The sequence below is a fragment of the Kitasatospora sp. NPDC049258 genome (assembly GCF_040678895.1).
Lineage (GTDB): Bacteria > Actinomycetota > Actinomycetes > Streptomycetales > Streptomycetaceae > Kitasatospora.
In genome coordinates, this window is record NZ_JBFAQT010000013.1 from 157566 (window position 1) to 182718 (window position 25153).

Sequence of the window (25153 nt, forward strand, 5' to 3'; positions counted from 1 at the left end):
CCGTGCCGAAGCGCACCGACATCAAGTCCGTCCTGGTCATCGGGTCCGGCCCGATCGTGATCGGCCAGGCGGCGGAGTTCGACTACTCGGGCACCCAGGCCTGCCGGGTCCTCAAGGCCGAGGGCCTGCGGGTGATCCTGGTCAACTCCAACCCGGCCACGATCATGACCGACCCGGAGATCGCCGACGCGACCTACGTCGAGCCGATCACCCCGGACTTCGTCGAGAAGATCATCGCCAAGGAGCGCCCCGACGCGCTGCTGCCCACCCTCGGCGGCCAGACCGCGCTCAACACCGCAATCTCGCTGCACGCGGCCGGCACCCTCGACAAGTACAACGTCGAGCTGATCGGCGCCGACGTCGAGGCGATCAACAAGGGCGAGGACCGCCAGCTGTTCAAGGGCGTGGTCGAGGCCGTCAACGCCAAGATCGGCCACGGCGAGTCGGCCCGCTCGGTGATCTGCCACTCGATGGAGGACGTGCTCGCCGGCGTCGACACCCTCGGCGGCTACCCGGTCGTGGTCCGGCCCTCGTTCACCATGGGCGGCGCCGGCTCCGGCTTCGCCCACAACGAGGAGGACCTGCGGCGGATCGCCGGCCAGGGCCTGACCCTCTCGCCGACCACCGAGGTGCTCCTGGAGGAGTCCATCCTCGGCTGGAAGGAGTACGAGCTGGAGCTGATGCGCGACAAGCACGACAACGTCGTGGTGGTCTGCTCCATCGAGAACTTCGACCCGATGGGCGTGCACACCGGTGACTCGATCACCGTCGCCCCGGCGATGACCCTGACCGACCGCGAGTACCAGATCCTCCGCGACATCGGCATCGCGGTGATCCGCGAGGTCGGCGTCGACACCGGCGGCTGCAACATCCAGTTCGCGGTCAACCCCGTCGACGGCCGGGTCATCGTCATCGAGATGAACCCGCGGGTCTCGCGCTCGTCGGCGCTGGCCTCGAAGGCCACCGGCTTCCCGATCGCCAAGATCGCCGCCAAGCTGGCCGTCGGCTACACGCTCGACGAGATCCCCAACGACATCACCGAGCAGACCCCGGCCTCCTTCGAGCCGACCCTCGACTACGTCGTGGTCAAGGTCCCGCGGTTCGCGTTCGAGAAGTTCCCGAGCGCCGACGCCACGCTGACCACCACCATGAAGTCGGTCGGCGAGGCCATGGCGATGGGCCGCAACTTCACCGAGGCGCTGCAGAAGGCGCTGCGCTCGCTCGAGAAGAAGGGCTCGCAGTTCAGCTGGACCGGCGAGCCGGGCGACAAGGCCGAGCTGCTGGCCAAGGCCCAGGTGCCCACCGACGGCCGGATCAACACCGTCATGGACGCCATCCGGGCCGGCGCCGGCCCGGAGGAGGTGTTCGAGGCCACCCGGATCGACCCGTGGTTCGTCGACCAGCTCTTCCTGCTCGACGAGATCGCCGCCGAGCTGGCCGAGGCCGACAAGCTCCACCCCGAGCTGCTGCGCCACGCCAAGCGGCACGGCTTCTCCGACCAGCAGATCGGTGAGATCCGCGGCCTGAAGCCGGACGTGGTCCGCGAGGTGCGGCACGCGCTCGGCATCCGCCCGGTCTTCAAGACCGTGGACACCTGCGCGGCCGAGTTCGCCGCCAAGACCCCGTACTTCTACTCGTCCTACGACGAGGAGAGCGAGGTCGCCACCCGCACCAAGCCCGCCGTGATCATCCTGGGCTCCGGCCCGAACCGGATCGGCCAGGGCATCGAGTTCGACTACTCCTGCGTGCACGCCTCCTTCGCGCTGGCCGACGCCGGGTACGAGACCGTGATGGTCAACTGCAACCCGGAGACCGTCTCCACCGACTACGACACCTCCGACCGGCTCTACTTCGAGCCGCTCACCCTGGAGGACGTGCTGGAGATCGTCCACGCCGAGCGGCAGGCCGGCCCGCTGGCGGGCGTCATCGTCCAGCTCGGCGGCCAGACTCCGCTGGGCCTGGCGCAGGCGCTCAAGGACAACGGCGTACCGATCGTCGGCACCCAGCCCGAGGCGATCGACCTCGCCGAGGAGCGCGGCGCCTTCGGCCGGGTGCTGCGCGACGCCGGCCTGCCGGCGCCCAAGCACGGCACCGCCTTCTCCTTCGAGGAGGCCAAGGCGATCGCGGACGAGATCGGCTACCCGGTGCTGGCCCGACCCTCGTACGTGCTCGGCGGCCGGGGCATGGAGATCGTCTACGACGAGCCCTCGCTGGCCTCCTACCTGGAGCGGCACGCCGGTCTGATCTCCGAGCACCCGGTGCTGATCGACCGCTTCCTGGACGACGCGGTCGAGATCGACGTCGACGCGCTCTACGACGGTACCGAGCTCTACCTCGGCGGCGTGATGGAGCACATCGAGGAGGCCGGCATCCACTCCGGCGACTCCGCCTGCGCGCTGCCCCCGATCACCCTCGGCGGCTACGACATCAAGCGGCTGCGGACCTCCACCGAGGCGATCGCCGAGGGCGTCGGGGTGCGCGGCCTGATCAACATCCAGTTCGCGCTGGCCGGGGACATCCTCTACGTGCTGGAGGCCAACCCGCGCGCCTCGCGCACCGTGCCGTTCACCTCCAAGGCGACGGCCGTGCCGCTGGCCAAGGCCGCCGCCCGGATCTCGCTCGGCGCCACCATCGCCGAGCTGCGCGCCGAGGGCCTGCTCCCGGCCGAGGGCGACGGCGGCACCCTGCCCGCCGACTGCCCGATCTCGGTCAAGGAGGCCGTGATGCCGTGGAGCCGCTTCCGCGACATCCACGGGCGCGGCGTCGACACCGTGCTCGGCCCGGAGATGCGCTCGACCGGTGAGGTCATGGGCATCGACAAGGTCTTCGGCACCTCCTACGCCAAGGCCCAGGCCGGCGCGTACGGCGCCCTGCCGACCAAGGGCAAGGTCTTCGTCTCGGTCGCCAACCGCGACAAGCGCAACCTGGTCTTCCCGGCCCGCGCGCTGGTCGAGCTCGGCTTCGAGGTGCTCGCCACCGCCGGCACCGCCGAGGTGCTGCAGCGCGGCGGCATCCCGTCCACCATCGTGCGCAAGCACAGCGAGGGCGAGGGCCCGAAGGGTGAGCGGACCATCGTCCAGCTGATCCACGACGGCGAGGTCGACCTCATCATCAACACGCCGTACGGCACCGGCGGCCGTCTCGACGGCTACGAGATCCGCACCGCGGCCGTCTCGCGCGGCGTGCCGTGCCTGACCACCGTCCAGGCCATGGGCGCGGCCGTGCAGGGCATCGACGCGCTCACCCACGGCGAGATCGGGGTGATGTCGCTCCAGGAGCACGCGGCGCTGATCAACGCCGGGCGCAAGTAGCGACACCCTAGTGGGGGGCACCGAGCACGGGTGCCCCCCACTTCCCATGTCCTCCCCGCTGTTGTCGCTCCAGGAAGGCGCACTCCCGCCCGTGTACAAGATCCTGTTCAACCTGGTCTTCCGGAAGATGGACCCGGAGAAGGCCCACCACCTGGCCTTCTTCTGGATCCGGCTGGCCGCCTCGATCCCCGGCCTCAAGCAGCTGGTCGCCCTGGTGCTCGCGCCGCGGCACCGCTCGCTGCGCACCACCGCGCTCGGCCTCGACCTGCCCGGCCCCTTCGGCCTCGGCGCCGGCTTCGACAAGGACGGCATCGGCATCGACGGCCTGTCGATGCTGGGCTTCGACTTCGTCGAGATCGGCACCGTGACCGGCGAGCCGCAGCCCGGCAACCCGGCCCCGCGGCTGTTCCGGCTGGTCGACGACCGCGCGCTGATCAACCGGATGGGCTTCAACAACCAGGGCTCGGCCCGGGTCGCGGCCCGCCTCGCCAAGCGCCCGCACACCACCTCGACCCCGGTGATCGGCGTCAACATCGGCAAGACCAAGGTGGTCGAGGAGGCCGACGCCACGGCCGACTACCTGAAGAGCACCGAGCGGCTCGCCCCGTACGCCGACTACCTGGTGGTCAACGTCAGCTCGCCGAACACCCCGGGGCTGCGCAACCTGCAGGCCGTCCAGGTGCTCGGACCGCTGCTCTGGGATGTCCGCAAGGCCGCCGACGCGGCCGTGGCGCACCACGTGCCGCTGCTGGTGAAGATCGCCCCGGACCTCGCGGACGAGGACATCGACGAGATCGCGGACATGGCCCTGCAGCTCGGCCTGGACGGCATCATCGCCACCAACACCACGATCGGCCGGGACGGGCTGCGGGAGCCGGCCGCCCGGATCGAGGAGATCGGCATGGGCGGCCTGTCCGGCGCGCCGCTGGCCGACCGCTCGCTGGAGGTGCTGCAGCGGCTGCGGGCGCGGACCGAGGGCCGGCTCACGCTGATCTCGGTCGGCGGCATCGAGACCGCGGAGGACGCCTGGCAGCGGATCCTGCACGGGGCCGACCTGGTGCAGGGGTACAGCGCGTTCGTCTACCAAGGGCCGTTCTGGATGCGGCGCGTGCACAAGGGCCTGGCGGCCCGGCTGCGGGCCAGTGGCCACCGCACCGTCGCGGAGGCGGTCGGCACGGCGAAGCCGCGGTAGCCGGCGCCTGCGGAGCACAGGCGTTCGGGCCGCGGGGGACGCACAGGTGCGCGGGCGAAGTGACAGCGTCCGCGCGGGTTTGGGAGAGTTCGAACCGTCACGACGGCCGGCCGAAAGGTGATGCGAAATGGCCAATCCTGTCCGGACCGAGGCCGAGGTGCTCTCCAGCACCCCCGAAGGGGCCTACCAGCGGCTGGTGCTGCACGCCCCCGCTGCGGCCCCCCGGGTCAGACCGGGCCACTTCGCGACCGTCGCGGTCGGCGGGCCGCTCTCCTCGATGCTGCTCCGGCGGGCCTTCTGGATCCACCGGGCGGACCAGGCGGCGGGCACCGTCGAGCTGCTGGTCGAGGAGCGCGGCCCGGGCAGCCGGGAGCTGGTGCGCGCCAGGGCCGGGGAGCGGGTCGACCTGATCGCTCCGCTCGGCACGCCGTTCCCGCTGCCCGACGGCCCGGTCAGCAGCCTGCTGGTGGCCGTCGGGTATGCCGGCGCACCGCTGTTCGCCCTCGCCGAGGAGATCCGGCGCGACGGCGGCGAGGTGGGCTTCATGCTCGGCGCGGCGAGCTCCGGACGGCTGTTCGGGGTGGCGCAGGCCCGCGCGCTCACCAGGGACGTCCTGGTGGTCACCGAGGACGGCTCGGCCGGCCTGACCGGCCTGGTCACCGACCCGCTGGCGCAGGCGATCAAGGCGATCGACGCCCGGGTGGTGTACGCCTGCGGCCCGCTGCCCCTGCTGGCTGACATCAGCCGCGTCTCGCTCGAGCTGGGCGCCCGCTGCTGGACGGCGGTGGAGACGGCGATGGCCTGCGGCACCGGGCTCTGCGCGACCTGCGTGCTGCCGGTGGTCGGCGCCGACGGGGTGAGCCGCCCCACCCGCTGCTGCACCGACGGCCCGGTCTTCGACGGCGCCCGGGTCCGCTGGTCCGAGGCCGGCCGCGTCCCGCCCGATCCGGCGGGCGCGGCCGGGGCGGGGGCGGTGGCCCGATGACCCCCGAGGACGTCGACCTGACGGTCCCGTTCGGGCCGCTCACCCTGCCGAACCCGCTCACCACCGCGGCCGGCTGCGCCGGGTACGGCCGGGAGCTGGCCAAGTTCGTCCCGCTGGACGCGCTGGGGTCGGTCACCACCAGGACGGTGATGTCCTGCCCGCGGGCCGGCTCGGCCGTCCCGCGGCTGGCCGAGACCCCGTCCGGGATGCTGAACGCGGTGGGCCTCCCGGGGGTCGGCATCGACGCCTTCGTCCGCGACGAGCTGCCCCGGCTCGCCGAGCTCGGCGCCCGGGTGCTGGTCTCGATCGCCGGCGAGCGGCTGGAGGAGTTCGCCGAGGTGGCCGCGCGCCTGGGCGGCCGGGCCGGGGTGATCGGCATCGAGCTCAACATCTCCTGCCCGAACAGCGCCGACCGCGGCCTGCTCTTCGCCCGCAACCCGGCCACCTCGTACGACGTGGTCCGCGCGGTGCGCCGGGCGGCCGACGCACAGCTGCCGGTCTACGCCAAGCTCTCGCCCGACGTCGCCTCGATCACCGAGATCGCCGCCGCCTGCGTCCAGGCCGGCGCGGACGGCCTCTCGATGATCAACACCACCCTGGGCACCGCGATCGACCTGGACACCCTCCGGCCGGCCCTGGCGGCCGGCTTCGGCGGCCTGTCCGGGCCGGCCGTGCGCCCGATCGCCGTCCGCTGCGTCTACGAGGTGCACGCCGCCATGCTGGCCGGCCGGATCCCGCCGGTGCCGATCATCGGCATGGGCGGGCTGCGCACCGGCCGGGACGCGCTGGAGTTCGCCCTCGCCGGCGCGAGCGGCGTCGCGGTCGGCACCACCCTGTTCAACGACCCCACCGCCCCGCTGCGCATCCTGGACGAGCTGCGCACCGAGCTGGCGGCCCGGGGCTTCACCAAGTTCACCGACGTGGTGGGCCTGGCCCACCGCACCGAAACCCCTGCTGGAAGGACCCCATGACCCTCGCCCCCTTCGGCGCCCGGCTGCGCCAGGCCCTCGACACCCGCGGCCAGCTCTGTGTCGGCATCGACCCGCACTCCTCCCTGCTCACCGCCTGGGGCCTGGCCGACGACGTGGCCGGTCTGGAGACCTTCTCCCGCACCGTGGTCGAGGCACTGGCCGACCGGGTCGCCGTGCTCAAGCCGCAGGCTGCCTTCTTCGAGCGGTTCGGCAGCCGGGGCATCGCGGTGCTGGAGCGGACCGTCGCCGAGGCCAGGGCGGCCGGCGCCCTGGTCGTGATGGATGCCAAGCGCGGCGACATCGGCTCCACCATGGCGGCCTACGCCGAGACCTTCCTCGCCCCGGGCAGCCCGCTCTTCTCCGACGCGCTGACCGTCAGCCCGTACCTGGGCTTCGGGTCGCTGCAGCCCGCGCTCGACCTGGCCCGGGCCAACGGGGCCGGCATCTTCGCGCTGGCGCTCACCTCCAACCCGGAGGGCGCCGAGGTGCAGCGGGCGACGGCCGCGAACGGGCGGAGCGTCGCGCAGGGCGTGCTCGACCGCCTGGCGGCCGAGAACGCCGGCGCCGAGCCGCTGGGCTCGTTCGGCGCGGTGGTCGGCGCCACCCTGGCCGAGGCCGGCGCGGATCTGGCCATCAACGGCCCGCTGCTGGCCCCGGGCGTGGGCGCGCAGGGTGCGACCGCGAAGGACCTGCCGCGGGTCTTCGGCGCCTCGGTGCGCAACGTGGTGCCCAGTGTGAGCCGTGACGTGCTGAAGCACGGACCGTCCGTGGCGGCCCTGCGGGAGGCCGCCGCGCGCTTCGTCGACGATGTGAGCGCAGTCACAAACAGCTGAGAATACCGGGCGCAAGCCGGTGGATTTGCCCGGAAAGTCCTGGGTCGGCCTTGGCTGACCAGGACTTTTCGTGTTCTTTTCCTGACGCGGAAGCCCAAGTTGGGTAGTGTCCGGCGGTAGGTCACCGAACGGCGGCACAATGCGTCGCTCTTGCAGGTCAGAGCCCTGTGTTCAGGGTCTGTGTTCGATGGCCGGGTACCACCAGTCATAGCTCCTCCCTTCCATTCACACCTGAGGTGAACGGCGTGGCTCTTCCGCCCCTTACTCCTGAACAGCGCGCCGCTGCGCTCGCCAAGGCCGCCGAGGCTCGTCGGAAGCGTGCCGACGTCAAGAACCGGCTCAAGCACTCCGGCGCCTCGCTGCACGACGTGATCAAGGCCGGCAAGGCCGATGACGAGGTCATCGGCAAGATGAAGGTCTCCGCCCTGCTGGAGAGCCTGCCGGGTGTCGGCAAGGTGCGCGCCAAGCAGATCATGGAGCGCCTCGGCATCAGCGAGAGCCGTCGTGTCCGAGGCCTCGGCACCAACCAGATCGCCTCCCTGGAGCGGGAGTTCGGCGGCGCGGCCTCCTGAATCGGGCCCGCGTCGCACCCCGTGGTCCCGGGATCGTCCGCGATCCGGGATAATCGGTGCATGAGTGAGCGTCCGCGGCTGACCGTGCTCTCCGGCCCTTCGGGGGTCGGCAAGAGCACGGTCGTCGCTCATATGAGGAAGCAGCACCCCGAGGTCTGGCTCTCGGTGTCGGTGACGACCCGGCACCCGAGGCCCGGCGAGAAGGACGGGGTCCACTACTACTTCGTCGACAACGACGAGTTCGACAAGCTGATCGCCAACGGCGAGCTGCTGGAGTGGGCCGTGTTCGCCGGCAACCGGTACGGCACGCCGCGTGGGGCCGTGCAGGAGAAGCTGGAAGCCGGGGTGCCGGTGCTGCTGGAGATCGACCTGCAGGGCGCCCGCCAGGTGCGCGAGTCGATGGCCGAGGCCCAGCTGGTGTTCCTGGCCCCGCCGAGCTGGGAGGAGCTGGTCCGCCGGCTCACCGGCCGGGGCACCGAACCGCAGCACGTGATCGACCAGCGGCTGGATGCGGCCAAGGTCGAGCTGGCGGCCGAGCCGGAGTTCGACACCATGCTGGTCAACACCTCGGTCGAGCAGGTGGCCGCCGAGCTGCTAGCCTTGCTCGGTGTAGTCTGACCGGATCGGCTCGTGAGCCTGTCCGGGTCGGAGATATCCACTTCGGAAGGTTTTAGCGTGTCCTCTTCGATGACCGCGCCTGAGGGCATCATCAACCCGCCGATCGATGAGCTGCTCGAGGCCACCGACTCCAAGTACAGCCTGGTGATCTACGCGGCCAAGCGGGCCCGTCAGATCAACGCCTACTACTCGCAGCTCGGCGAGGGCCTGCTGGAGTACGTCGGTCCGCTGGTCGACACCCACGTGCACGAGAAGCCGCTGTCGATCGCGCTCCGCGAGATCAACGCCGGCCTGCTGACCGCCGAGGCGATCGAGGCCGCCTGATTCCGGCGCAGCCTGCGAAGGGCCCGTCCGCCCGGTCGAAAGACCTGGTGGGCGGGCCCTTTCGCGATGCTGCGGGCCGCCTCGCTGAGCGCCTCTGAAGGGTCGTAAGGTGGGCCGGTCGTAAGGTGGCCGGTCGGCCAGGCGGACCGGTCGTGAGGTTGGCCGCGACCTGGCCCTGAGGAGAGGCAGCACCCATGAACGCGAGCCCGGAGCAGGCCCAAGCCCCGCGCGTGGTCCTCGGCGTCAGCGGCGGGATCGCCGCGTACAAGGCCTGCGAGCTGCTGCGCCGGCTCAGCGAGTCGGGCCACCGGGTGACGGTGGTGCCGACCGCCGCCGCGCTGCACTTCGTCGGCGAGGCCACCTGGGCGGCGCTGTCCGGCCGGCCGGCCGCCACCGAGACCTGGGCCAGCGTGCACGAGGTGCCGCACGTGCGGATCGGCCAGCAGGCCGACCTGGTCGTGGTCGCCCCGGCCACCGCGGACCTGATGGCCAAGGCCGCCCACGGCCTGGCCGACGACCTGCTGACCAACACCCTGCTCACCGCGCGCTGCCCGGTGGTCTTCGCGCCGGCGATGCACACCGAGATGTGGGAGCACCCGGCCACCCAGGAGAACGTCGCCACCCTGCGCCGCCGGGGGGCGATCGTGCTGGAGCCCGCCGTCGGCCGGCTCACCGGCGTCGACACCGGCAAGGGGCGGCTGCCGGAGCCGTCCGCGATCTTCGAGGCCTGTCGCCGGGTGCTGGCCCGGGGCACCCTGGAGCGGGACCTGGCCGGCCGGCACGTGGTGGTCTCGGCCGGCGGCACCCGCGAGCCGCTGGACCCGGTGCGCTTCCTCGGCAACCGCTCCTCCGGCAAGCAGGGCTACGCGCTGGCCGCCACCGCCGCGGCCCGGGGTGCCCGGGTCACCCTGCTCTCCGCCAACGCCGAGCTGCCGGATCCGGCGGGGGTGGACGTGGTGCACGTCTCCACGGCGCTCCAGCTGCGCGAGGCCGCGCTCAAGGCGGTGGTGGACGCGGACGTGGTGGTGATGGCCGCGGCGGTGGCCGACTTCCGGCCCGCCGAGTACGCCACCGGCAAGATCAAGAAGGTCGAGGGCGTCGAGCCGGCCCCGGTCGCGCTGGTCCGCAACCCCGACATCCTGGCCGAGCTGGCCGCCCACCGCACCCGTCCGGACCAACTGGTGGTGGGTTTCGCCGCCGAGACCGACCGGGTGCTCGAGAACGGCCGGGCCAAGCTGGCGCGCAAGGGCTGCGACCTGCTGGTGGTGAACGAGGTCGGGGACGGCAAGGCCTTCGGGCGGGACACCAACGCCGCCGTGGTGCTGGCCGCCGACGGCGCCGAGGTGGCGATCCCCGACGGCCCCAAGGAGGCGCTCGCCGACACGGTCTGGGACCAGGTCGTCACCCGTCTGCCCGGCTCGGCGGTGCTGTGATCCGCACTGCTTGTACATCCCATTGCGCGGGCAGGTAGCCCGTCCCAGGGGCCTGACCGTTACACTCCAGGAATCAAGTCTTTCCGGATGACCATGGCCGGTCCGCCGAACCGTGGTCCTTCAGTCAGCAGCCGCTGCAACCCCAGGGAGCGCTGTGTCTCGCCGCCTGTTCACCTCGGAGTCGGTCACCGAGGGACACCCCGACAAGATCGCTGACCAGATCAGCGACACCATCCTCGACGCCCTCCTGCGGGAGGACCCCACCTCGCGCGTGGCCGTGGAGACGCTGATCACCACCGGCCTGGTGCACATCGCCGGTGAGGTCACCACGAAGGCGTACGCGCCGATCGCGCAGCTCGTCCGGGAGAAGATCCTGGAGATCGGCTACGACAGCTCGAAGAAGGGCTTCGACGGCGCCTCGTGCGGCGTCTCGGTCTCGATCGGCTCGCAGTCTCCGGACATCGCGCAGGGTGTGGACACGGCGTACGAGGCCCGGGTCGAGGGCGATGAGGACCACCTGGACAAGCAGGGCGCGGGCGACCAGGGCCTGATGTTCGGCTACGCGTGCGACGACACGCCGGAGCTGATGCCGCTGCCGATCACCCTGGCGCACCGGCTCTCCCGCCGGCTGTCCGAGGTCCGCAAGAACGGGACCATCCCGTACCTGCGCCCCGACGGCAAGACCCAGGTCACCATCGAGTACGACGGCGACAAGGCGCTGCGCCTGGACACCGTGGTGGTCTCCTCGCAGCACGCCAGCGACATCGACCTGGACTCGCTGCTCACCCCGGACATCCGCGAGTTCGTGGTGGAGCCGGAGCTCAAGCGGCTCGCCGACGACGGCATCAAGCTGATCACCGACGGCTACCGGCTGCTGGTCAACCCGACCGGCCGCTTCGAGATCGGCGGCCCGATGGGCGACGCCGGCCTGACCGGCCGCAAGATCATCATCGACACCTACGGCGGCATGGCCCGCCACGGTGGCGGCGCCTTCTCCGGCAAGGACCCGTCCAAGGTCGACCGCTCGGCCGCCTACGCCATGCGCTGGGTCGCCAAGCACATCGTCGCCGCCGGCCTCGCCACCCGCGCCGAGGTCCAGGTCGCGTACGCGATCGGCAAGGCCGAGCCGGTGGGCCTGTTCGTGGAGACCTTCGGCACCGAGACCGTCCCGGTCCTCAAGATCCAGGAAGCCGTGGTGAAGGTCTTCGACCTGCGCCCGGCCGCGATCATCCGCGACCTGGACCTGCTGCGCCCGATCTACGCGAAGACCGCCGCGTACGGCCACTTCGGCCGCGACGACGCGGACTTCACCTGGGAGCGCACCGACCGGGTCGAGGACCTGAAGAAGGCCGTCCAGGCCTGACGCCCGACTCCGACGGACGGCGGTCGCCCTGCGGGGCGGCCGCCGTCCGCCGCGTTCCGGGGGATGTCGGCGGGATCGGCTACGTTGATGCTCGGGCCGGGTCGGCCGACCTGGGCGGGAGCGTGGAGCACGGGAGCGATGGGCAGCGCAGAGGGCGCCGGCGAGCAGCTGGCCTTCATCCGGGAGACGGTCCGCCGCTCCCGGCCCAAGGCCGCGCGCGGGCTGGAGCTGGCCGAGCAGCTGCCGGTGGCCCGGGTGCTGGTGGACAAGGGCGTGCTCAGCCTCGACCAGTACTTCGACTACGCGGTGCCCGCCGCGATGGACCAGGAGGCGCAGCCGGGCGTCCGGGTACGGGTCCGGTTCGGCGCCCGGGTCGGGGCCTCCGGCCGGCGTGAGGGCGGGCAGCTGCACGACGGGTTCGTGGTGGAGCGGCTGGCCGCCTCCGACTACCCCGGGCCGCTGGCGCCGCTGTCCCGGGTGCTCTCGCCCGAGCGGGTGCTCACCCCCGCCCTGCTGCGGCTGTGCCGTGCGGTCGCCGACCGGTACGCGGGGACGCTGGCGGACGTGCTCCAGCTGGCCGTGCCCCCCCGGCACGCCGGGGCCGAGGCCGACCCGTCGCCCGCACCGCTGCCGGCGCCCCCGCTGCCCGAGCCGGGCAGCTGGACGCGCTATCCGCAGGGGCCGTCCTTCCTGGCCTCGCTGGCCGCCGGTCACGCACCGCGCGCGGTCTGGACGGCGCTGCCCGGGCCGCACTGGCCCGAGGAGATCGCCCGGGCGGTGGCCGCCACCCTGGCCGGCGGCCGGGGCGCGCTGGTGGTGCTGCCCGACGGGCGCGCAGCCGGGCGGGTCGACGAGGCGCTCACCGCGCTGCTCGGGCCCGGCCGGCACACCGCGCTGGCGGCCGAGGCCGGGCCGCAGGAGCGCTACCGGCGCTGGCTCGCGGTGAGCCGGGGGTCGGTGCGGGCCGTGATCGGCACCAGGGCCGCGATGTTCGCGCCGGTCCGCGACCTCGGCCTGGTGGTGGTCTGGTCGGACGGCGACAGCAGCCACAGCGACCTGCACGCGCCGTACGCGCATGTGCGCGAGGTGGCGCTGCTGCGGGCCGCCGAGGAGGGCGCCGGGGTGCTGCTCGGCGGGCTGTCCACCACGGTCGAGGCGGCGCAGCTGCTGCACACCGGCTGGGCGCGCCCGCTGGCGGCCGAGCGGGAGACCGTGCGCGCGCTGGCGCCGCGGATCCGCACCGTCACCGATCTGGACGAGGCCAGGGACGAGGCCGCCCGGGCGGCCCGGCTGCCCTCGGTCGCCTGGACGGCCGCCCGGGAGGCGCTGGAGCGCGGGCCGGTGCTGATCCAGGTGCCGCGGCGCGGCTACCAGCCGCGGCTGGCCTGCGGGCGCTGCCGGGAGCCGGCCCGCTGCCGGCCCTGCGGCGGCCCGCTGGAGTCGGTCGGCGCCGACCGGCCGCCGTCCTGCACCTGGTGCGGCACCCCGGAGCCGGACTGGCACTGCGTGGAGTGCGGCTCGTTCCGGCTGCGGGCCCAGGTGGTGGGTGCCCGGCGGACGGCGGAGGAGCTGGGCAAGGCCTTCCCCCGGGTGCCGGTGCGCACCTCCGGCAAGGACGCGGTGCTGGCCACCGTGCCCGGGGTGCCCTCGCTGGTGATCGCCACCCCGGGCGCCGAGCCGCTCGCCGAGGGCGGGTACGCGGCGGCGCTGCTGCTGGACGGCTGGGCCCTGCTCAACCGCCCCGACCTACGGGCGGGGGAGGAGGCGCTGCGGCGGTGGCTGACGGCCGCGGCGCTGGTCCGGCCGGCCTCGGCGGGGGGGACGGTGGTGGTGGTCGCGGAGGCGACCGCGCGGCCGGTGCAGGCGCTGGTGCGGTGGGATCCGGCCGGGCACGCGGCGCTGGAGCTGGAGGAGCGGGCGCAGCTGCGCTTCCCGCCGGTCTCGCGGATGGCCTCGGTGACCGGGCCGCCGCAGGCGGTCGCCGACCTGCTGGCGCTGGTCCGGCTGCCGGAGGGCGCGGACATCCTCGGGCCGGTGCCGGCGCCGGGGGCGCGCGGGGAGGAGCTGGAGCGCGCGCTGCTGCGGGTCGAGCCGGGGCAGGGGGCGGCGCTGGCGGCGGCGCTGAAGGCGGCGCAGATCGCGCGGCTGGCGTTGCGGGGCTCGGAGCCGGTGCGGATCAGGATCGATCCGCCGGACATCGGGTGACCCGCGCAGTTCCTCTCGCCCCTGGGGTGCGTCCGGTTCGGGCCGGCGGCGCTCGGTGGGGTCCGGCGCTGTGCGGTGGGGCCGGCGGCGCTCGGTGGGGCCAGGTGGGGCTCGGTGGGGCTCGGTGGGGGAGGAGCGGAGGACTGCGCGAGCGGGGTGCGGGCGGCGCTCAGTGACCGACCCGCGCCCCCTGCGGGGTGAGGCCGCCCTGGCGGGCCTGGGGGACGGAGCGCGACAGGGTCGGCGCGGGGGCCTGCTCCTCGCGGGGCGGTGCCAGCGGGAGCGGCTCGGCGAGCCGGTCGTCCCGCGGGCTGCCCGGGGCCGGCACGGCGGCCGCGGTCAGCAGCTCGCCGGTCGGGCGGCGCATGCCGTACCGGCGGTGCACCGCCTGCTTGGTCACGCCCAGCGCCGAGCCGACCGAGTCCCAGGAGAAGCCGAGGGCCCGGTCGAACTCGACGGCCGCGGCCACCAGCGTCTCGACGCTCTCGCGCAGCTCCTGGGCCAGCCGGACGGTGGGGGCCGGAGCCCGCCCGTACACCACGAACCCGGCCGAGGTGCTGGGCCGCCGGGGCCGGTAGACGTTGCCCAGTTGGGCGGTGAGGGTCCGCAGCGCATCGACCTGCCGCCGCACCCGCTCGATGTCCCGCACCAGCAGGTGCAGCGACGCCCGCGCGCGGGCGTCGTGGTTGATCTGCTCGGCCATGGCCTGGATGCCACCTCTCCGTACGGTCCGCCTGGTGGGCCCCTCCTCGCCCGATGGCGGGCGGGGAGGGCGGGACGCACTGGCGTCCCGGTCAATTCCACTTGACCAACGCCCGACCGGGTCAGGGGTCACGCGCCCGCTCGGAGATGGGTTGTGCCAGATGATGGGCCGGACGTGGGGCGGGCATTGCATAGACTTCCCGGTGGTCCTCCGCGGACCCCGACCGCCGACCCCGTCCCGAACAGGAGCCCGACGCCATGGCGATCCAGCCGATCCGGATATTCGGCGACCCGGTGCTGCGCTCCACCGCCAAGCCGGTGACGGTGTTCGACAAGGAGCTGCGCCGGCTGGTGAAGGACCTCACCGACACCATGCTGGACGCCCCCGGAGCCGGCCTTGCCGCGCCCCAACTCGGCGTCTCGCTGCGGGTGTTCACCTACTACGTGGACGGTGTGGTCGGCCACCTGGTCAACCCGGACCTGAGTCTCACCGAGGAGGAGCAGGACGGCCCCGAGGGCTGCCTCTCGCTCCCCGGCCTGCGGTTCGACACCAAGCGCGCGTACGGCGTGGTGGCCAAGGGCTTCGACATGCACGGCGAGCCGGTGACCGTCGAGGGCACCGAGCTGCTGGCCCGCTGCATCCAGCACGAGACCGACCACCTGGACGGCATCATCTTCATCGACCGCCTGGACCGCGAGCAGCGCAAGGCCGCGCTCAAGGCGATCCGCGAGGCCGAGTGGGGCGACGGGCCGGCGCCGACCGTCCGGATCTCCCCGCACAGCACCTTCGGCTCCGCCCGCTGACCCCCCTGCTGATCTGCTGAAAGGCACCCATGCGCCTCGTCTTCGCCGGCACCCCCGAGGTCGCCGTTCCCGCCCTGGACGCCCTGCTGGCCTCCGACCGGCACGAGGTCGTCGCGGTGGTCACCCGCCCCGACGCCCCGTCCGGCCGCGGCCGCAAGCTGGTCGCCAGCCCGGTCGCCCAGCGCGCCGAGCAGGCCGGGATCGAGGTCCTCAAGCCGGCCAGGCCGAGCGAGCCCGAGTTCCTGGCCCGGCTGGCCGAGCTCGCGCCCGACTGCTGCCCGGTGGTGGCGTACGGCGCGCTGATCCGCCCGGGCGCGCTGGAGATCCCCGCGCACGGCTGGGTGAACCTGCACTTCTCGCTGCTGCCCGCCTGGCGCGGGGCGGCCCCGGTGCAGCACGCCGTGCTGGCCGGCGACGAGGTGACCGGCGCCTCCACCTTCCTGATCGAGCAGGGGCTGGACTCCGGCCCGGTCTTCGGGGTGGTCACCGAGGAGATCCGCCCGAGCGACACCAGCGGCGAGCTGCTCACCCGGCTCTCGCACTCCGGCGCCCGGCTGCTCGTCGCCACCATGGACGGACTCGCGGACGGCTCGCTGCACGGCGTGCCGCAGCCGGTCGAGGGCGTCACCCTGGCTCCCAAGATCAATGTCGAGGACGCCCGGATCGAGTGGACCCACCCCGCGCTGCGGGTCGACCGGCTGGTGCGGGGCTGTGCCCCCGCGCCCGGCGCCTGGACCACCTTCCGCGGCGAGCGGCTCAAGCTCTCCGGCCCGGTCCGGCTGCTCACCGATGCGGCCGAGCTCGCTCCGGGTGAGCTGGCCGTCGGCAAGAACAGCGTCCGGGCCGGCACCGGCAGCCACGAGATCGAGCTGGGCGAGGTCCAGCCCCAGGGCAAGAAGCCGATGCGCGCGGCAGACTGGGCCCGAGGGGTCCGGATCGAGTCCGGCGAGCGGCTGGGCCTCTGACCGGCGCTGCTCCCTGCCCCCACCTCCGCTCCCACCTGCACCGTTCGCCCGAATTCAGCTGATTCCGTAGCACCTTGAGGCACCTGTGACCACCCCCAGCGCCAAGCGCGCCCCCCGCCCGCACCGCCGCCCCAAGAAGGACCCGGCCCGCACCGTCGCCTTCCGCGCGCTGCGCGCCGTCGACGAGCGGGACGCCTACGCCAACCTGATCCTGCCCTCGCTGCTCCGCGAGGCCGAGCAGAAGGGCATGGACCGGCGCGACGCGGCGCTCGCCACCGAGCTGGTCTACGGCACCCTGCGGATGCAGGGCAGTTACGACGCGATCATCGCCGCCTGCGTCGACCGCCCGCTGCGCGAGGTGGACCCGCCGGTGCTGGACGTGCTGGCGCTCGGCGCCCACCAGCTGCTCGGCACCCGGATCCCCACCCACGCCGCCGTCTCCGCCACCGTGGAGCTGGCCCGGGCGGTGCTCGGCGACGGCCGGGCCAAGTTCGTCAACGCCGTGCTGCGCAAGATCAGCGCCCAGGACCTGGACGCCTGGCTCCAGCAGGTCGCGCCGCCGTACGAGCAGGACGCCGAGGACCACCTCGCGGTGCTGCACTCGCACCCGCGCTGGGTGGTCTCCTCGCTCTGGGACTCGCTCGGCCGCTGGCAGCCCGAGGCCAGCGGGCGCGGCGCGATGGAGGAGCTGCTGGCCGCCGACAACGAGCGGCCCGAGGTCACCCTGATCGCCCGGCCCGGCCGCGCCACGGTCGAGGAGATCGCCGCCGCCCTGCCGGAGGCCGAGCCCGGTCGCTGGTCCCCGTACGCGCTGCGGCTCGCCGAGGGCGGCGACCCGGCCGGGATCGACGCCGTCCGGGAGAATCGGGCCGGCGTCCAGGACGAGGGCAGCCAGCTGGTCGCGCTGGCGCTGGCCGCCGCCCCGCTGGAGGGGCCCGATCGGCTCTGGCTGGACGGCTGCGCGGGGCCCGGCGGCAAGGCCGCCCTGCTCGGCGCCCTGGCGGCCCAGCGCGGCGCCGCCCTGGTCGCCTCCGAGAAGCAGCCGCACCGGGCCCGCCTGGTGGCCCGAGCGCTGGACGGCAACCCCGGCCCGTACACCGTGATCGCGGCGGACGGCACCAAGCCCGCCTGGCGCCCCGGTGCCTTCGACCGCACCCTGGTCGACGTCCCGTGCTCCGGCCTCGGTGCGCTGCGCCGCCGTCCGGAGGCCCGCTGGCGCCGCCGCCCCGAGGACATCGCCGGCTTCGGCCCGCTCCAGCGGGACCTGCTGCGCACCGCGATCCGGGCCACCCGGCCCGGTGGCGTGGTCGGTTACGCGACCTGCTCCCCGCACCTGGCCGAGACCCGCGCCGTGGTCGACGACGTGCTGCGCGAGGAGCCCGGGGTGGAGTGGATCGACGCCCGGCCGCTGCTGCCCGGCCTGCCCGGCCTCGGCGCCGGCCCGGACGTCCAGCTCTGGCCGCACCTGCACGGCACCGACGCGATGTACCTGGCACTGCTGCGGCGCACCGGCTGACCGGCGGGCCTCCGGCCCCTGGTACGGCCGGACGGCCGCCGGGGCTCGCGGCGCCGGCCGCCGGATGCTGAGCTGGCTTCCACCGAGGTCTGGAGGCGCGGGATGTCCGAGATCGGCGTCAACGGGGTGTCGCTGTACTACGAAGGCCGGGGCACGGGGCCGGGCGTGGTCCTGGTGCACGGCTCCTGGGGTGACGCCGACAGCTGGGCTCGGGTGGCGCCGGGCCTCGCCGGGCGCTGCCGGGTGGTGGCGTACGACCGCCGGGGACACAGCCGCAGCGCGGACCCGCCGGGCCAGGGATCGGTGCACCAGGACGTCGCCGACCTGGCCGCTCTGATCGAGGAGCTCGGCCTCGCCCCGGCCTTCGTGTGCGGCAACTCCTACGGCGGTCTGGTCGCGCTGCGGCTGGCCGCCGCCCGGCCCGAGCTGGTGCGCGGGCTCGCCGTGCACGAGCCGCCGGGCCTGGCGCTGCTCCGTGACGATCCCGAACTGGCCTCCGTCGCCCGGGGGTTCATCGAGCGCAACGAGCCGATCCGGGTGCTGCTGGAGGCCGGTGAGTCCGCGGCCGCGGCCGAGCTGTTCGTCGACACGGTGGCCTTCGGGCCGGACGCCTGGCCACGGCTGCCCGCGCCGCTGCGGCACACCTTCGTGCGCAACGCGCCGACCTACCTGGACGAGCTGCGCGATCCCGAGGCGTTCGACCTCGACCTGGCCGCCCTGGCCCGCTACCCGGAGCCCGTCCTGCTCACCCGCAGCGACAACAGCCCGCCGATGTTCGAGCCGGTGCTCGACCGGATCGCGCTGGCCCTGCCGCAGGTCGGCAGCCACCTCTACCGCGGCGCCGGCCATGTGCCGCACATGACCGAGCCGGCCGAGTACGTCCGGGTGGTCCTACCGCGGACCCTGGCCGGCGGCTGAGCGCGCCCACCGGCCGGCCGGTGACCGGAGTTGATGCACCGGTGGAACGAAATGCTGGACAAAGCCGCCGGTGCGGCAGAGGCTGGCGGTCATGGAGTTCACCCACCTCGGCCGTACCGGCCTGACCGTGTCCCGACTGTGCCTCGGGACCATGAACTTCGGCCCGCACACCGAAGAGGCCGACGCGCACCAGATCATGGACACCGCCCACGAACAGGGCATCAATTTCTTCGACACCGCCAACGTCTACGGCTGGGGCGAGAACAAGGGTCGCACCGAGGAGATCATCGGCAGCTGGTTCGCCCAGGGCGGCGGCCGCCGCGAGAAGACCGTGATCGCCACCAAGCTCTACGGCGACATGGGGGAGTGGCCCAACGAGGGCAAGCTCTCCGCGCTCAACATCCGCCGTGCGGTCGACGCCAGCCTGCGGCGGCTGCGGACCGACCACATCGACCTGTACCAGATGCACCACGTCGACCGGGCGACCCCGTGGGACGAGATCTGGCAGGCGATGGAGGTGCTGGTCGCCCAGGGCAAGATCATCTATGTCGGTTCCAGCAACTTCGCCGGCTGGCACATCGCCCAGGCGCAGGAGAGCGCCAAGGCGCGCAACTTCCTCGGCCTGACCAGCGAGCAGTCGATCTACAACCTGCTGGAGCGCAACGTCGAGCTGGAGGTCGTCCCGGCCGCCCAGCACTACGGGCTCGGCCTGATCCCGTGGTCCCCGCTGCACGGCGGGCTGCTCGGCGGCGTGCTGCGCAAGGAGTCGCAGGGCGTGCGCCGGGTCACCGGCCGCTCCGCCGAGACGCTGGAGGCCAAGCGCGGCCAGCTCCAGGCGTACGAGGACCTGGCCGCCGAGCTCGGCCACGAGCCCGGGGACGTGGCGCTGGCCTGGCTGCTCTCCCGACCGGCCGTCACCGCCCCGATCGTCGGCCCGCGCACCCTGGAGCAGCTGCACGCGGCCGTGCGGGCACTGGACGTGACGCTGGACCAGAAGACCCTCGACCGGCTCGACGAGATCTTCCCCGGCCGCCGCACCGCGCCGGAGGACTACGCCTGGTAGTCACCCGGCCGCCCGGCGGGGTCGGCCGCGCCCGGGGTTGTCCGACAACCCCGGGCGCTTGGCCCCGCCGGGCCCGGCCACCGGGCAACCGGGGCCGGGAGGCGGCAGGATGGCCGGGTGAGCCCGATCATCAACCAGGTCCCGTACTACTCCCAGTGGGAGTCCGCCGAGCTGGTGCCGGACATCCTGGCCGGTACCGTGCAGGCCGCCGACGACCCGCTCTGGGAGCGCTCCGGCGCGGCGAGCGAGGAGGAGTACGAGTACTGGTCCTGGCGGATCTGCGGGATGGCCTGCCTGCGGATGGCGCTGGACTTCTGGTGGGGGGTCGCCCCCGCCGCCGTCCCGCTGGCCGAGGAGTGCCGGGCCGCCGGCGCGTACGTCCGGCACCCGGACGGCCGCCTGGAGGGCCTGGTCCACCGCCCGTTCGCCGAGTACGTGCGCACCCGCTGGGGCCTGTACGCCGAGGCGCGGGACCCGCTGCCGGTGGAGGAGCTGGCGGAGCAGATCGAGGACGGCCGGCTGCTGATGCTCTCGGTCCACCCCAGCATCCGCACCCTCGACCCGGAGCCGCCCCGGCAGGGCGGCCACCTGGTGCTGGCGGTGGGCGCGACCGAGCAGGAACTCCTGATCCACAACCCGTCCGGCTTCCCGGACGGCTCGCAGCAGTACGCCCGGGTGCCGTGGCCGGACCTGCCGCGCTTCTACGCCGGGCGCGGCGTGCTGCTCGGCCCGCCCCGGCGCGGCCGGGTGAGCGCGGGGACGGGGCGGCGTACGGCGGCGCCGGGGCACTGAGCAGGTGGTGGGCGCGGCCCGAGGTGGCCGGCGCGGGTGGCCGGCGCGGGTGGCCGGCGCGGGTCAGGTGCGGCCGTAGCGGCCGGTCTGGTCGGCGAAGGCCAGGGCCATCTCACTGGTGACGGTGGGGCGGGTGTGCCGGATGGTGTTGAGATAGTCATCGGTGCGCGGGTGGGCGCGCTCCCCGGAGTCCAAGGTCCGCTCGAAGACGCTCTGGGCGACCGCGCGGGCGGCCTGGGCGATGTCCGCCGGGGTGAAGCCGTCGCTGGCGTCGGCCAGGGTGGCGATGTCGGCCTCCGCGCCGGCCCGGGCGAGGTAGCTGGTCCACAGCGCGCAGCGGGCCTCGTGGTCGGGCGGGCCGATCGGCAGCACGTAGTCGAACCGGCCGTGCCGCAGGAAGGCCGGGTCCAGCGCCGCCACGTTGTTGGTGGCGCAGACCAGCAGCCGGTCGTCGCGGTCGCGGAACCGCACGATCGACTTCAGCAGTTCGTTGACCACCCCGACCGCCGCCGGATCGGCGCTGCTGCGGATGCCGGCGACCTCCTCCACCTCGTCGATGAAGACCAGCACGTGGTCCAGCTGGGCGATCTCCTCGAAGCGCCGGCTCAGGCCGTTCGCCAGGCCGTCCTCCAGCGCGAGCCGGGAGGGGAACAGCTCCACGTACGGCCAGGCCAGCCGGCCGGCCACGGCCCTGGCGAAGGTGCTCTTGCCGGTGCCGGGCGGGCCGAACAGGACCACGGCCCGCGGCGGCTCCACGCCGTGCTGGGCGGCCAGCTCCGGGTGGGCCAGCGGCAGCACCAGCCGGCGTTCGATCAGCTCCTTCTCCCGGGCCATCCCGGCCAGCCGGTCCCACAGCCCGGCCGGCGGCTCCGCCGCGCCGAGGGAGGACAGCAGGACGACGTCCTGGGCCCGCACCGACCGGGTCTTCTCGTAGTACGTCACGCCCTCGCGCGGGGTGAACCCGCTGTTGCGCAGCGCCGCGGCGCCGGTCCCGTGCTCGGGCAGCATCGCGGCCAGCGTCCGGGCACCGGCCGCGTGCGCCCGGGCCTCCAGGGCGGCGAGCAGCGCGCTGCCCAGCCCCAGGTGGCGCCAGGCCCCGTCCAGGCTGATCCGGAGCACCCAGGCGCGGTCGCCCTCCAGCCGCGCCACCGCCGCGCCGACCAGCCGTTCCTCCGCCACCGCGACCACGCTGGGGTGGCCCGCCTGCAGCGCGGCGACCACGTCGGAGAGGTGGAAGACGGCGGGCTGGTCGCCGCCGCCGCCCTCGGTGTCGAGCCGGACGACCGCCTCCAGGTCCTCCGGCGCGAAGTCCCGTACGTGCCAGCCCGCCATGCGCCGCCTCCGGTCCGCGTCCCGCTGCTCCCATCATCGGCCGGACGGGCGCCGGGCGCTCGGTCCGGGCGCGCCGATGCCCGGCCCGGGGAGGCGGGCCGGGCATCCGGTAGGGGCGCTCGGCTGCTTCAGCCGCCGAAGCCGCCGAAGCTGCCTCAGCTGCTGACCGGCAGGCCGATCGGGTTGAGTTGCGGCAGCTCGGCGCGGCAGGCGGTGGAGATCGGGCGCAGCGCGGTGGCCAGTTCGTCGAGCTCGGCCCGGCGGAAGTTGGCCCAGACCCGGGCCGCGGCCAGGTCGGTGGCGGCCTCCAGGGCCTGGTGGCGGGCGCGGCCCTCGGGGCTGAGCGAGCCGTCCTTGGCGAGCCAGCCGCGTTCGACGAGGCGCTCGCTCGCCGCGTCCCACTCCTGGTCGCTCCAGCCGCGGTAGGGCTGGAGCACCTCGCGGCGGATGTCCAGGGCGCAGCGCACCACCAGGGCCTCGCAGCCGTCCAGACCCTCGGCGACCAGGGCGGCGACGTGCCCGTCGCCGCGGTGCTCGCGCAGGACGGTGGTGGCGTGCCAGAGCCGGCCGAGCCGGCCCTCGGGGCGCGGGAGGGCCGCGTTGGCCGCGGCCAGCACCCGCCCGCAACAGTCCAGGCCGTCGACGGCCCGCTCCAGCAGCTCCACCGAGCGGTCGATCAGATGCGGCTTGACCGTCTCCAGGACCCGCTCCAGGGCCGCCTCGGCACCGGAGACCCGGGCGGCGAGGGCGGCCTGCGGGGTGGCCCGGCTCCAGACGTCCGGCAGGGCCCGCTCGACCATGCCGGGGGAGAAGCTGAAGAAGGCCGCCACCACCGGGGGCGCGTCCACCGGCCCCAGCGGCGCGGAGCGGCCGGCGAAGTAGCCGCGCCAGCTGCCGCGCAGCCCCGCCGCCTCGTACGCCGCCCGGCCCTCGGGCGAGAAGTAGGTCAGGGCGTGGACGGGTTCGAACAGCCACCACAGAGCGCGGGCAGGGTGAGCCAGCTCGGCCATCGGGTACCTCTCTCGCAGAGGGGCCGCGATGGTCGCGACCCCGGCACACGCGTCTCGAATGTGACGCGGGTCACGGGGAGGCGTCGCCGCTCACGGCCGGTCGATCACGCGAGAGATGATGGACCTTGATGGCAGCTCAAGCCGCCCGCACCGAGTTGTGAAGGTACCCTCAAATGGCTCAGATCAACCCCAGCATCCTCTCCGCCGACTTCGCCCGCCTGGCCGAGGAGGCCGAGGCCGTCCGAGGCGCCGACTGGCTGCACGTCGATGTGATGGACAACCACTTCGTGCCCAATCTGACGCTGGGTGTGCCGGTCGTGGAGTCGCTGGCCCGGGCCACCACCACCCCGCTCGACTGCCACCTGATGATCGAACAGCCCGACCGCTGGGCCCCGCAGTACGTGGAGGCCGGCGCCGGCTCGGTGACCTTCCACGTCGAGGCCGCCGCCGCCCCCGTCCGGCTGGCCCGGGAGATCCGCGCCAAGGGTGCCCGCGCCTCGATGGCCCTGCGGCCCGCCACCCCGATCGAGCCCTACGAGGACCTGCTGCCCGAGCTCGACATGGTCCTGATCATGACGGTCGAGCCCGGCTTCGGCGGCCAGGCCTTCCTGGACATCATGCTCCCCAAGATCCGCCGCACCCGGCAGCTGATCGACAAGCACGGTCTGGACCTGTGGCTCCAGGTGGACGGCGGCGTCTCGGCCGGCACCATCGAGCGCTGCGCCGAGGCGGGCGCGGACGTCTTCGTGGCGGGCTCCGCCGTGTACGGGGCCGAGGACCCGGCGGAGGCCGTCCGCGCGCTGCGGGCGCAGGCCGACGCCGTGACGGCGAACGCCCCCTGGGCCTGCCGGCACTGATCCCGGCCCGATCCGCCCGGGCCGTACCGGAGTCGGCCGTCCCGCTGCCGTGACGGGGGCGGCGCCGGCGCGCTGCCCCGCAGCCCGTACTGTGGAGCCCGTTGATCTTCGGCGCGGGGCGTCGGACGGGCTTCAGGACGGGCTTTCGGACGGGCTTTCGGACGGGGGAGGGGCCGTGCAGGACGGTTCGTTCGGTGCAGTGCCGCAGGAGGCCCCGCCCGAGGGGCGGACGCTCGGGCGGCGCCGCCTGCTGCGGGTGCTCGGTGTGGCGGCGGTGGGCACGGCCGCGGTGGCGGCGACCGGGACGGCGGTGGCCGAGGACCTGCTGCCGGGCGGCCCGCGGCTGCGCCGGGCGATCGGCCTGACCGGCCCCGACGGCTCGGTGCCCGCCACGAGCCCGGGGCCCGTCCAGGTCGGCACCTTCACCTCGGCGGCCCGGGGCCGGGCGGTGGAGCTGATCACCATGTCCCCGCCCGGCGCCGCCCCCGCCGCCGTGCTTCCCGTCTGCCTAGTGCTGCACGGCCGCGGCGGGAGTGCCCGGGCGATGGCCGAGCTCGGCCTGCCGCAGTTCCTGGCCGCGGCGGTGGCCGCGGGGGCGCCGCCGTTCAGGTTCGTCGCCGTCGACGGCGGGGACGCCACCTACTGGCACGCCCGCACACCGGGCGACGATCCGATGGCCATGCTGCTCGACGAACTCCCGGGCCGGCTCGGGGCCTTGGGCCTGCCGGAGCCCTCCACGGCGCTCGGCATCTCGATGGGCGGCTCGGGCGCCCTGCGCTACGCCCGGGCCCGGCGGGGCGCGCTGCGCGGGGTCGCGCTGCTCAGCCCGGCGCTGTTCCGCGGCTGGCCGGACGCCCGCACGGTGGACGGCTTCCGGGACGAGGCGGACTGGCGCGAGCACGAGCCGCTGCTCCACCCCGACCCGGCGCCGGCCGCCCGGCTCGGGCTCTGGTGCGGCACCGAGGACCCGTTCTGCCCGGCCGCCCGGGAGTTGGCCGCTCGCACCACCGAGGCGCACTTCCCGCGCGGCGCCCACACCGAGGGCTTCTGGCGGCGGGTCCTCCCGGCGGCCACGGCCTTCCTCGGACACGCCGGCTGACCTCCGGGCACGGTGCGGCCGCCGGATCCGCCGGCGTCGTACGGTGGCGGCCATGAGCAACCTCGACCTCCGGCCCACGCCGACCCGGTGCGGGCACGAGTCCGCCACCGGTCCGGTCCGCGACCTGCTGACCGGCCGTCAGGTGCCGCTGGGCGAGTCCACCGTGGTCCGCCGGCTGCTGCCGAACCTGGGTCGGCGGATGGTCGGCGCCTGGTGCTTCGTCGACCACTACGGCCCGGACGACATCGCCGACCAGCCCGGCATGCAGGTCCCGCCGCACCCGCACAT

The 25153-nt window shown here is 74.2% G+C and carries 22 protein-coding genes and 1 pseudogene; 20 read left to right on the plus strand and 3 right to left on the minus strand.

Features of this window, described 5'->3' with window-relative positions; all coding sequences use genetic code 11:
* Positions 1-2: 2 nt before the first annotated feature.
* The 11 genes from carB to AB0K43_RS14265 all read left to right on the plus strand — a co-directional run bounded on the left by carB (position 3) and on the right by AB0K43_RS14265 (position 13807).
* A complete protein-coding gene (gene carB, locus AB0K43_RS14215) occupies positions 3-3311 on the plus strand; it encodes a carbamoyl-phosphate synthase large subunit (protein ID WP_363639326.1) in 3309 nt (1102 codons plus the stop codon).
* A 91-nt stretch (positions 3312-3402) separates the two neighbouring features.
* The gene (locus AB0K43_RS14220) at positions 3403-4503 is read left to right on the plus strand and encodes a quinone-dependent dihydroorotate dehydrogenase (RefSeq protein ID WP_363639328.1); all 1101 of its coding nucleotides are present in this window, start codon (positions 3403-3405) and stop codon (positions 4501-4503) included.
* A 127-nt stretch (positions 4504-4630) separates the two neighbouring features.
* Positions 4631-5488, plus strand: coding sequence for a dihydroorotate dehydrogenase electron transfer subunit (locus AB0K43_RS14225; protein ID WP_363639330.1), 858 nt, complete (start codon positions 4631-4633; stop codon positions 5486-5488).
* Positions 5485-6459: a dihydroorotate dehydrogenase gene (locus AB0K43_RS14230; RefSeq protein ID WP_363639332.1), complete on the plus strand. Its 975-nt coding sequence runs from the start codon at positions 5485-5487 to the stop codon at positions 6457-6459. Before AB0K43_RS14225 ends, AB0K43_RS14230 begins: the two co-directional genes overlap by 4 nt.
* Positions 6456-7292, plus strand: a complete 837-nt coding sequence (gene pyrF / locus AB0K43_RS14235) for an orotidine-5'-phosphate decarboxylase (protein ID WP_363639334.1) — start codon at positions 6456-6458, stop codon at positions 7290-7292. The genes AB0K43_RS14230 and pyrF overlap by 4 nt, the downstream gene beginning before the upstream one ends.
* A 245-nt stretch (positions 7293-7537) precedes the next feature.
* A complete protein-coding gene (gene mihF, locus AB0K43_RS14240) occupies positions 7538-7864 on the plus strand; it encodes an integration host factor, actinobacterial type (protein WP_033819202.1) in 327 nt (108 codons plus the stop codon).
* Between the two features lie 60 nt (positions 7865-7924).
* Entirely contained in the window at positions 7925-8482 is a 558-nt protein-coding gene (gene gmk / locus AB0K43_RS14245; RefSeq protein ID WP_363639336.1) for a guanylate kinase, read from the plus strand.
* Positions 8483-8539: 57 nt separating this feature from the next.
* A complete protein-coding gene (gene rpoZ / locus AB0K43_RS14250; protein ID WP_033819200.1) occupies positions 8540-8806 on the plus strand; it encodes a DNA-directed RNA polymerase subunit omega in 267 nt (88 codons plus the stop codon).
* A 194-nt stretch (positions 8807-9000) separates the two neighbouring features.
* Positions 9001-10239 carry a bifunctional phosphopantothenoylcysteine decarboxylase/phosphopantothenate--cysteine ligase CoaBC gene (gene coaBC, locus AB0K43_RS14255; protein WP_363639338.1) on the plus strand — a complete coding sequence of 413 codons (1239 nt, stop codon included), beginning with the start codon at positions 9001-9003 and terminating at the stop codon, positions 10237-10239.
* A 154-nt stretch (positions 10240-10393) separates the two neighbouring features.
* The gene (gene metK / locus AB0K43_RS14260) at positions 10394-11602 is read left to right on the plus strand and encodes a methionine adenosyltransferase (RefSeq protein WP_363639340.1); all 1209 of its coding nucleotides are present in this window, start codon (positions 10394-10396) and stop codon (positions 11600-11602) included.
* 138 nt (positions 11603-11740) lie between these two features.
* The gene (locus AB0K43_RS14265) at positions 11741-13807 is read left to right on the plus strand and encodes a primosomal protein N' (protein ID WP_363639342.1); all 2067 of its coding nucleotides are present in this window, start codon (positions 11741-11743) and stop codon (positions 13805-13807) included.
* Between the two features lie 169 nt (positions 13808-13976).
* On the opposite strand, the gene AB0K43_RS14270 is transcribed toward AB0K43_RS14265, so the two are convergent.
* On the minus strand, positions 13977-14510 hold the full coding sequence (locus tag AB0K43_RS14270; protein ID WP_363639344.1) for a hypothetical protein: 534 nt from the start codon (positions 14508-14510) through the stop codon (positions 13977-13979).
* Between the two features lie 257 nt (positions 14511-14767).
* On the opposite strand from AB0K43_RS14270, the gene def reads away from it, so the two are divergent.
* From def to AB0K43_RS14300, 6 genes are all read left to right on the plus strand, one after another.
* Positions 14768-15313 carry a peptide deformylase gene (gene def / locus AB0K43_RS14275; RefSeq protein WP_363639346.1) on the plus strand — a complete coding sequence of 182 codons (546 nt, stop codon included), beginning with the start codon at positions 14768-14770 and terminating at the stop codon, positions 15311-15313.
* A 29-nt stretch (positions 15314-15342) separates the two neighbouring features.
* A complete protein-coding gene (fmt, locus tag AB0K43_RS14280; RefSeq protein ID WP_363639348.1) occupies positions 15343-16278 on the plus strand; it encodes a methionyl-tRNA formyltransferase in 936 nt (311 codons plus the stop codon).
* Positions 16279-16363: 85 nt separating this feature from the next.
* Positions 16364-17794: a transcription antitermination factor NusB gene (locus tag AB0K43_RS14285; protein ID WP_363639350.1), complete on the plus strand. Its 1431-nt coding sequence runs from the start codon at positions 16364-16366 to the stop codon at positions 17792-17794.
* 102 nt (positions 17795-17896) lie between these two features.
* Positions 17897-18712, plus strand: a complete 816-nt coding sequence (locus AB0K43_RS14290; protein WP_363639352.1) for an alpha/beta hydrolase — start codon at positions 17897-17899, stop codon at positions 18710-18712.
* 91 nt (positions 18713-18803) lie between these two features.
* Positions 18804-19775 carry an aldo/keto reductase gene (locus tag AB0K43_RS14295; protein ID WP_363639354.1) on the plus strand — a complete coding sequence of 324 codons (972 nt, stop codon included), beginning with the start codon at positions 18804-18806 and terminating at the stop codon, positions 19773-19775.
* A 117-nt stretch (positions 19776-19892) separates the two neighbouring features.
* The gene (locus tag AB0K43_RS14300) at positions 19893-20567 is read left to right on the plus strand and encodes a C39 family peptidase (protein WP_363639356.1); all 675 of its coding nucleotides are present in this window, start codon (positions 19893-19895) and stop codon (positions 20565-20567) included.
* A gap of 63 nt (positions 20568-20630) precedes the next feature.
* Here the strand turns inward: AB0K43_RS14300 and AB0K43_RS14305 are convergent, their stop codons facing one another.
* Both AB0K43_RS14305 and AB0K43_RS14310 read right to left on the minus strand, forming a co-directional pair.
* Entirely contained in the window at positions 20631-21899 is a 1269-nt protein-coding gene (locus tag AB0K43_RS14305) for an ATP-binding protein (protein ID WP_363639358.1), read from the minus strand.
* Between the two features lie 155 nt (positions 21900-22054).
* Complete coding sequence (locus tag AB0K43_RS14310) at positions 22055-22909, minus strand: hypothetical protein (protein ID WP_363639360.1); 855 nt, start codon at positions 22907-22909, stop codon at positions 22055-22057.
* Between the two features lie 173 nt (positions 22910-23082).
* Here AB0K43_RS14310 and rpe point away from each other — a divergent pair, with 173 nt between their 5' ends.
* From rpe to AB0K43_RS14325, 3 genes and pseudogenes are all read left to right on the plus strand, one after another.
* Entirely contained in the window at positions 23083-23766 is a 684-nt protein-coding gene (gene rpe, locus AB0K43_RS14315; protein WP_363639362.1) for a ribulose-phosphate 3-epimerase, read from the plus strand.
* Positions 23767-23941: 175 nt separating this feature from the next.
* Positions 23942-24865, plus strand: a complete 924-nt coding sequence (locus AB0K43_RS14320) for an alpha/beta hydrolase-fold protein (RefSeq protein WP_363639364.1) — start codon at positions 23942-23944, stop codon at positions 24863-24865.
* Positions 24866-24917: 52 nt separating this feature from the next.
* Positions 24918-25153: pseudogene (locus AB0K43_RS14325) on the plus strand (pirin family protein); the annotation flags it as partial.

Coding starts and splice junctions, on each gene's coding strand:
- coaBC (WP_363639338.1), top strand. CDS start 9,001: ATGAACGCGAGCCCGGAGCAGGCCCAAGCCCCGCGCGTGGTCCTCGGC.
- AB0K43_RS14265 (WP_363639342.1), top strand. CDS start 11,741: ATGGGCAGCGCAGAGGGCGCCGGCGAGCAGCTGGCCTTCATCCGGGAG.
- AB0K43_RS14295 (WP_363639354.1), top strand. CDS start 18,804: ATGGAGTTCACCCACCTCGGCCGTACCGGCCTGACCGTGTCCCGACTG.
- AB0K43_RS14270 (WP_363639344.1), bottom strand. CDS start 14,510: ATGGCCGAGCAGATCAACCACGACGCCCGCGCGCGGGCGTCGCTGCAC.
- AB0K43_RS14305 (WP_363639358.1), bottom strand. CDS start 21,899: ATGGCGGGCTGGCACGTACGGGACTTCGCGCCGGAGGACCTGGAGGCG.
- gmk (WP_363639336.1), top strand. CDS start 7,925: ATGAGTGAGCGTCCGCGGCTGACCGTGCTCTCCGGCCCTTCGGGGGTC.
- pyrF (WP_363639334.1), top strand. CDS start 6,456: ATGACCCTCGCCCCCTTCGGCGCCCGGCTGCGCCAGGCCCTCGACACC.
- fmt (WP_363639348.1), top strand. CDS start 15,343: ATGCGCCTCGTCTTCGCCGGCACCCCCGAGGTCGCCGTTCCCGCCCTG.
- AB0K43_RS14225 (WP_363639330.1), top strand. CDS start 4,631: ATGGCCAATCCTGTCCGGACCGAGGCCGAGGTGCTCTCCAGCACCCCC.
- def (WP_363639346.1), top strand. CDS start 14,768: ATGGCGATCCAGCCGATCCGGATATTCGGCGACCCGGTGCTGCGCTCC.
- AB0K43_RS14290 (WP_363639352.1), top strand. CDS start 17,897: ATGTCCGAGATCGGCGTCAACGGGGTGTCGCTGTACTACGAAGGCCGG.
- rpe (WP_363639362.1), top strand. CDS start 23,083: ATGGCTCAGATCAACCCCAGCATCCTCTCCGCCGACTTCGCCCGCCTG.
- AB0K43_RS14310 (WP_363639360.1), bottom strand. CDS start 22,909: ATGGCCGAGCTGGCTCACCCTGCCCGCGCTCTGTGGTGGCTGTTCGAA.
- AB0K43_RS14230 (WP_363639332.1), top strand. CDS start 5,485: ATGACCCCCGAGGACGTCGACCTGACGGTCCCGTTCGGGCCGCTCACC.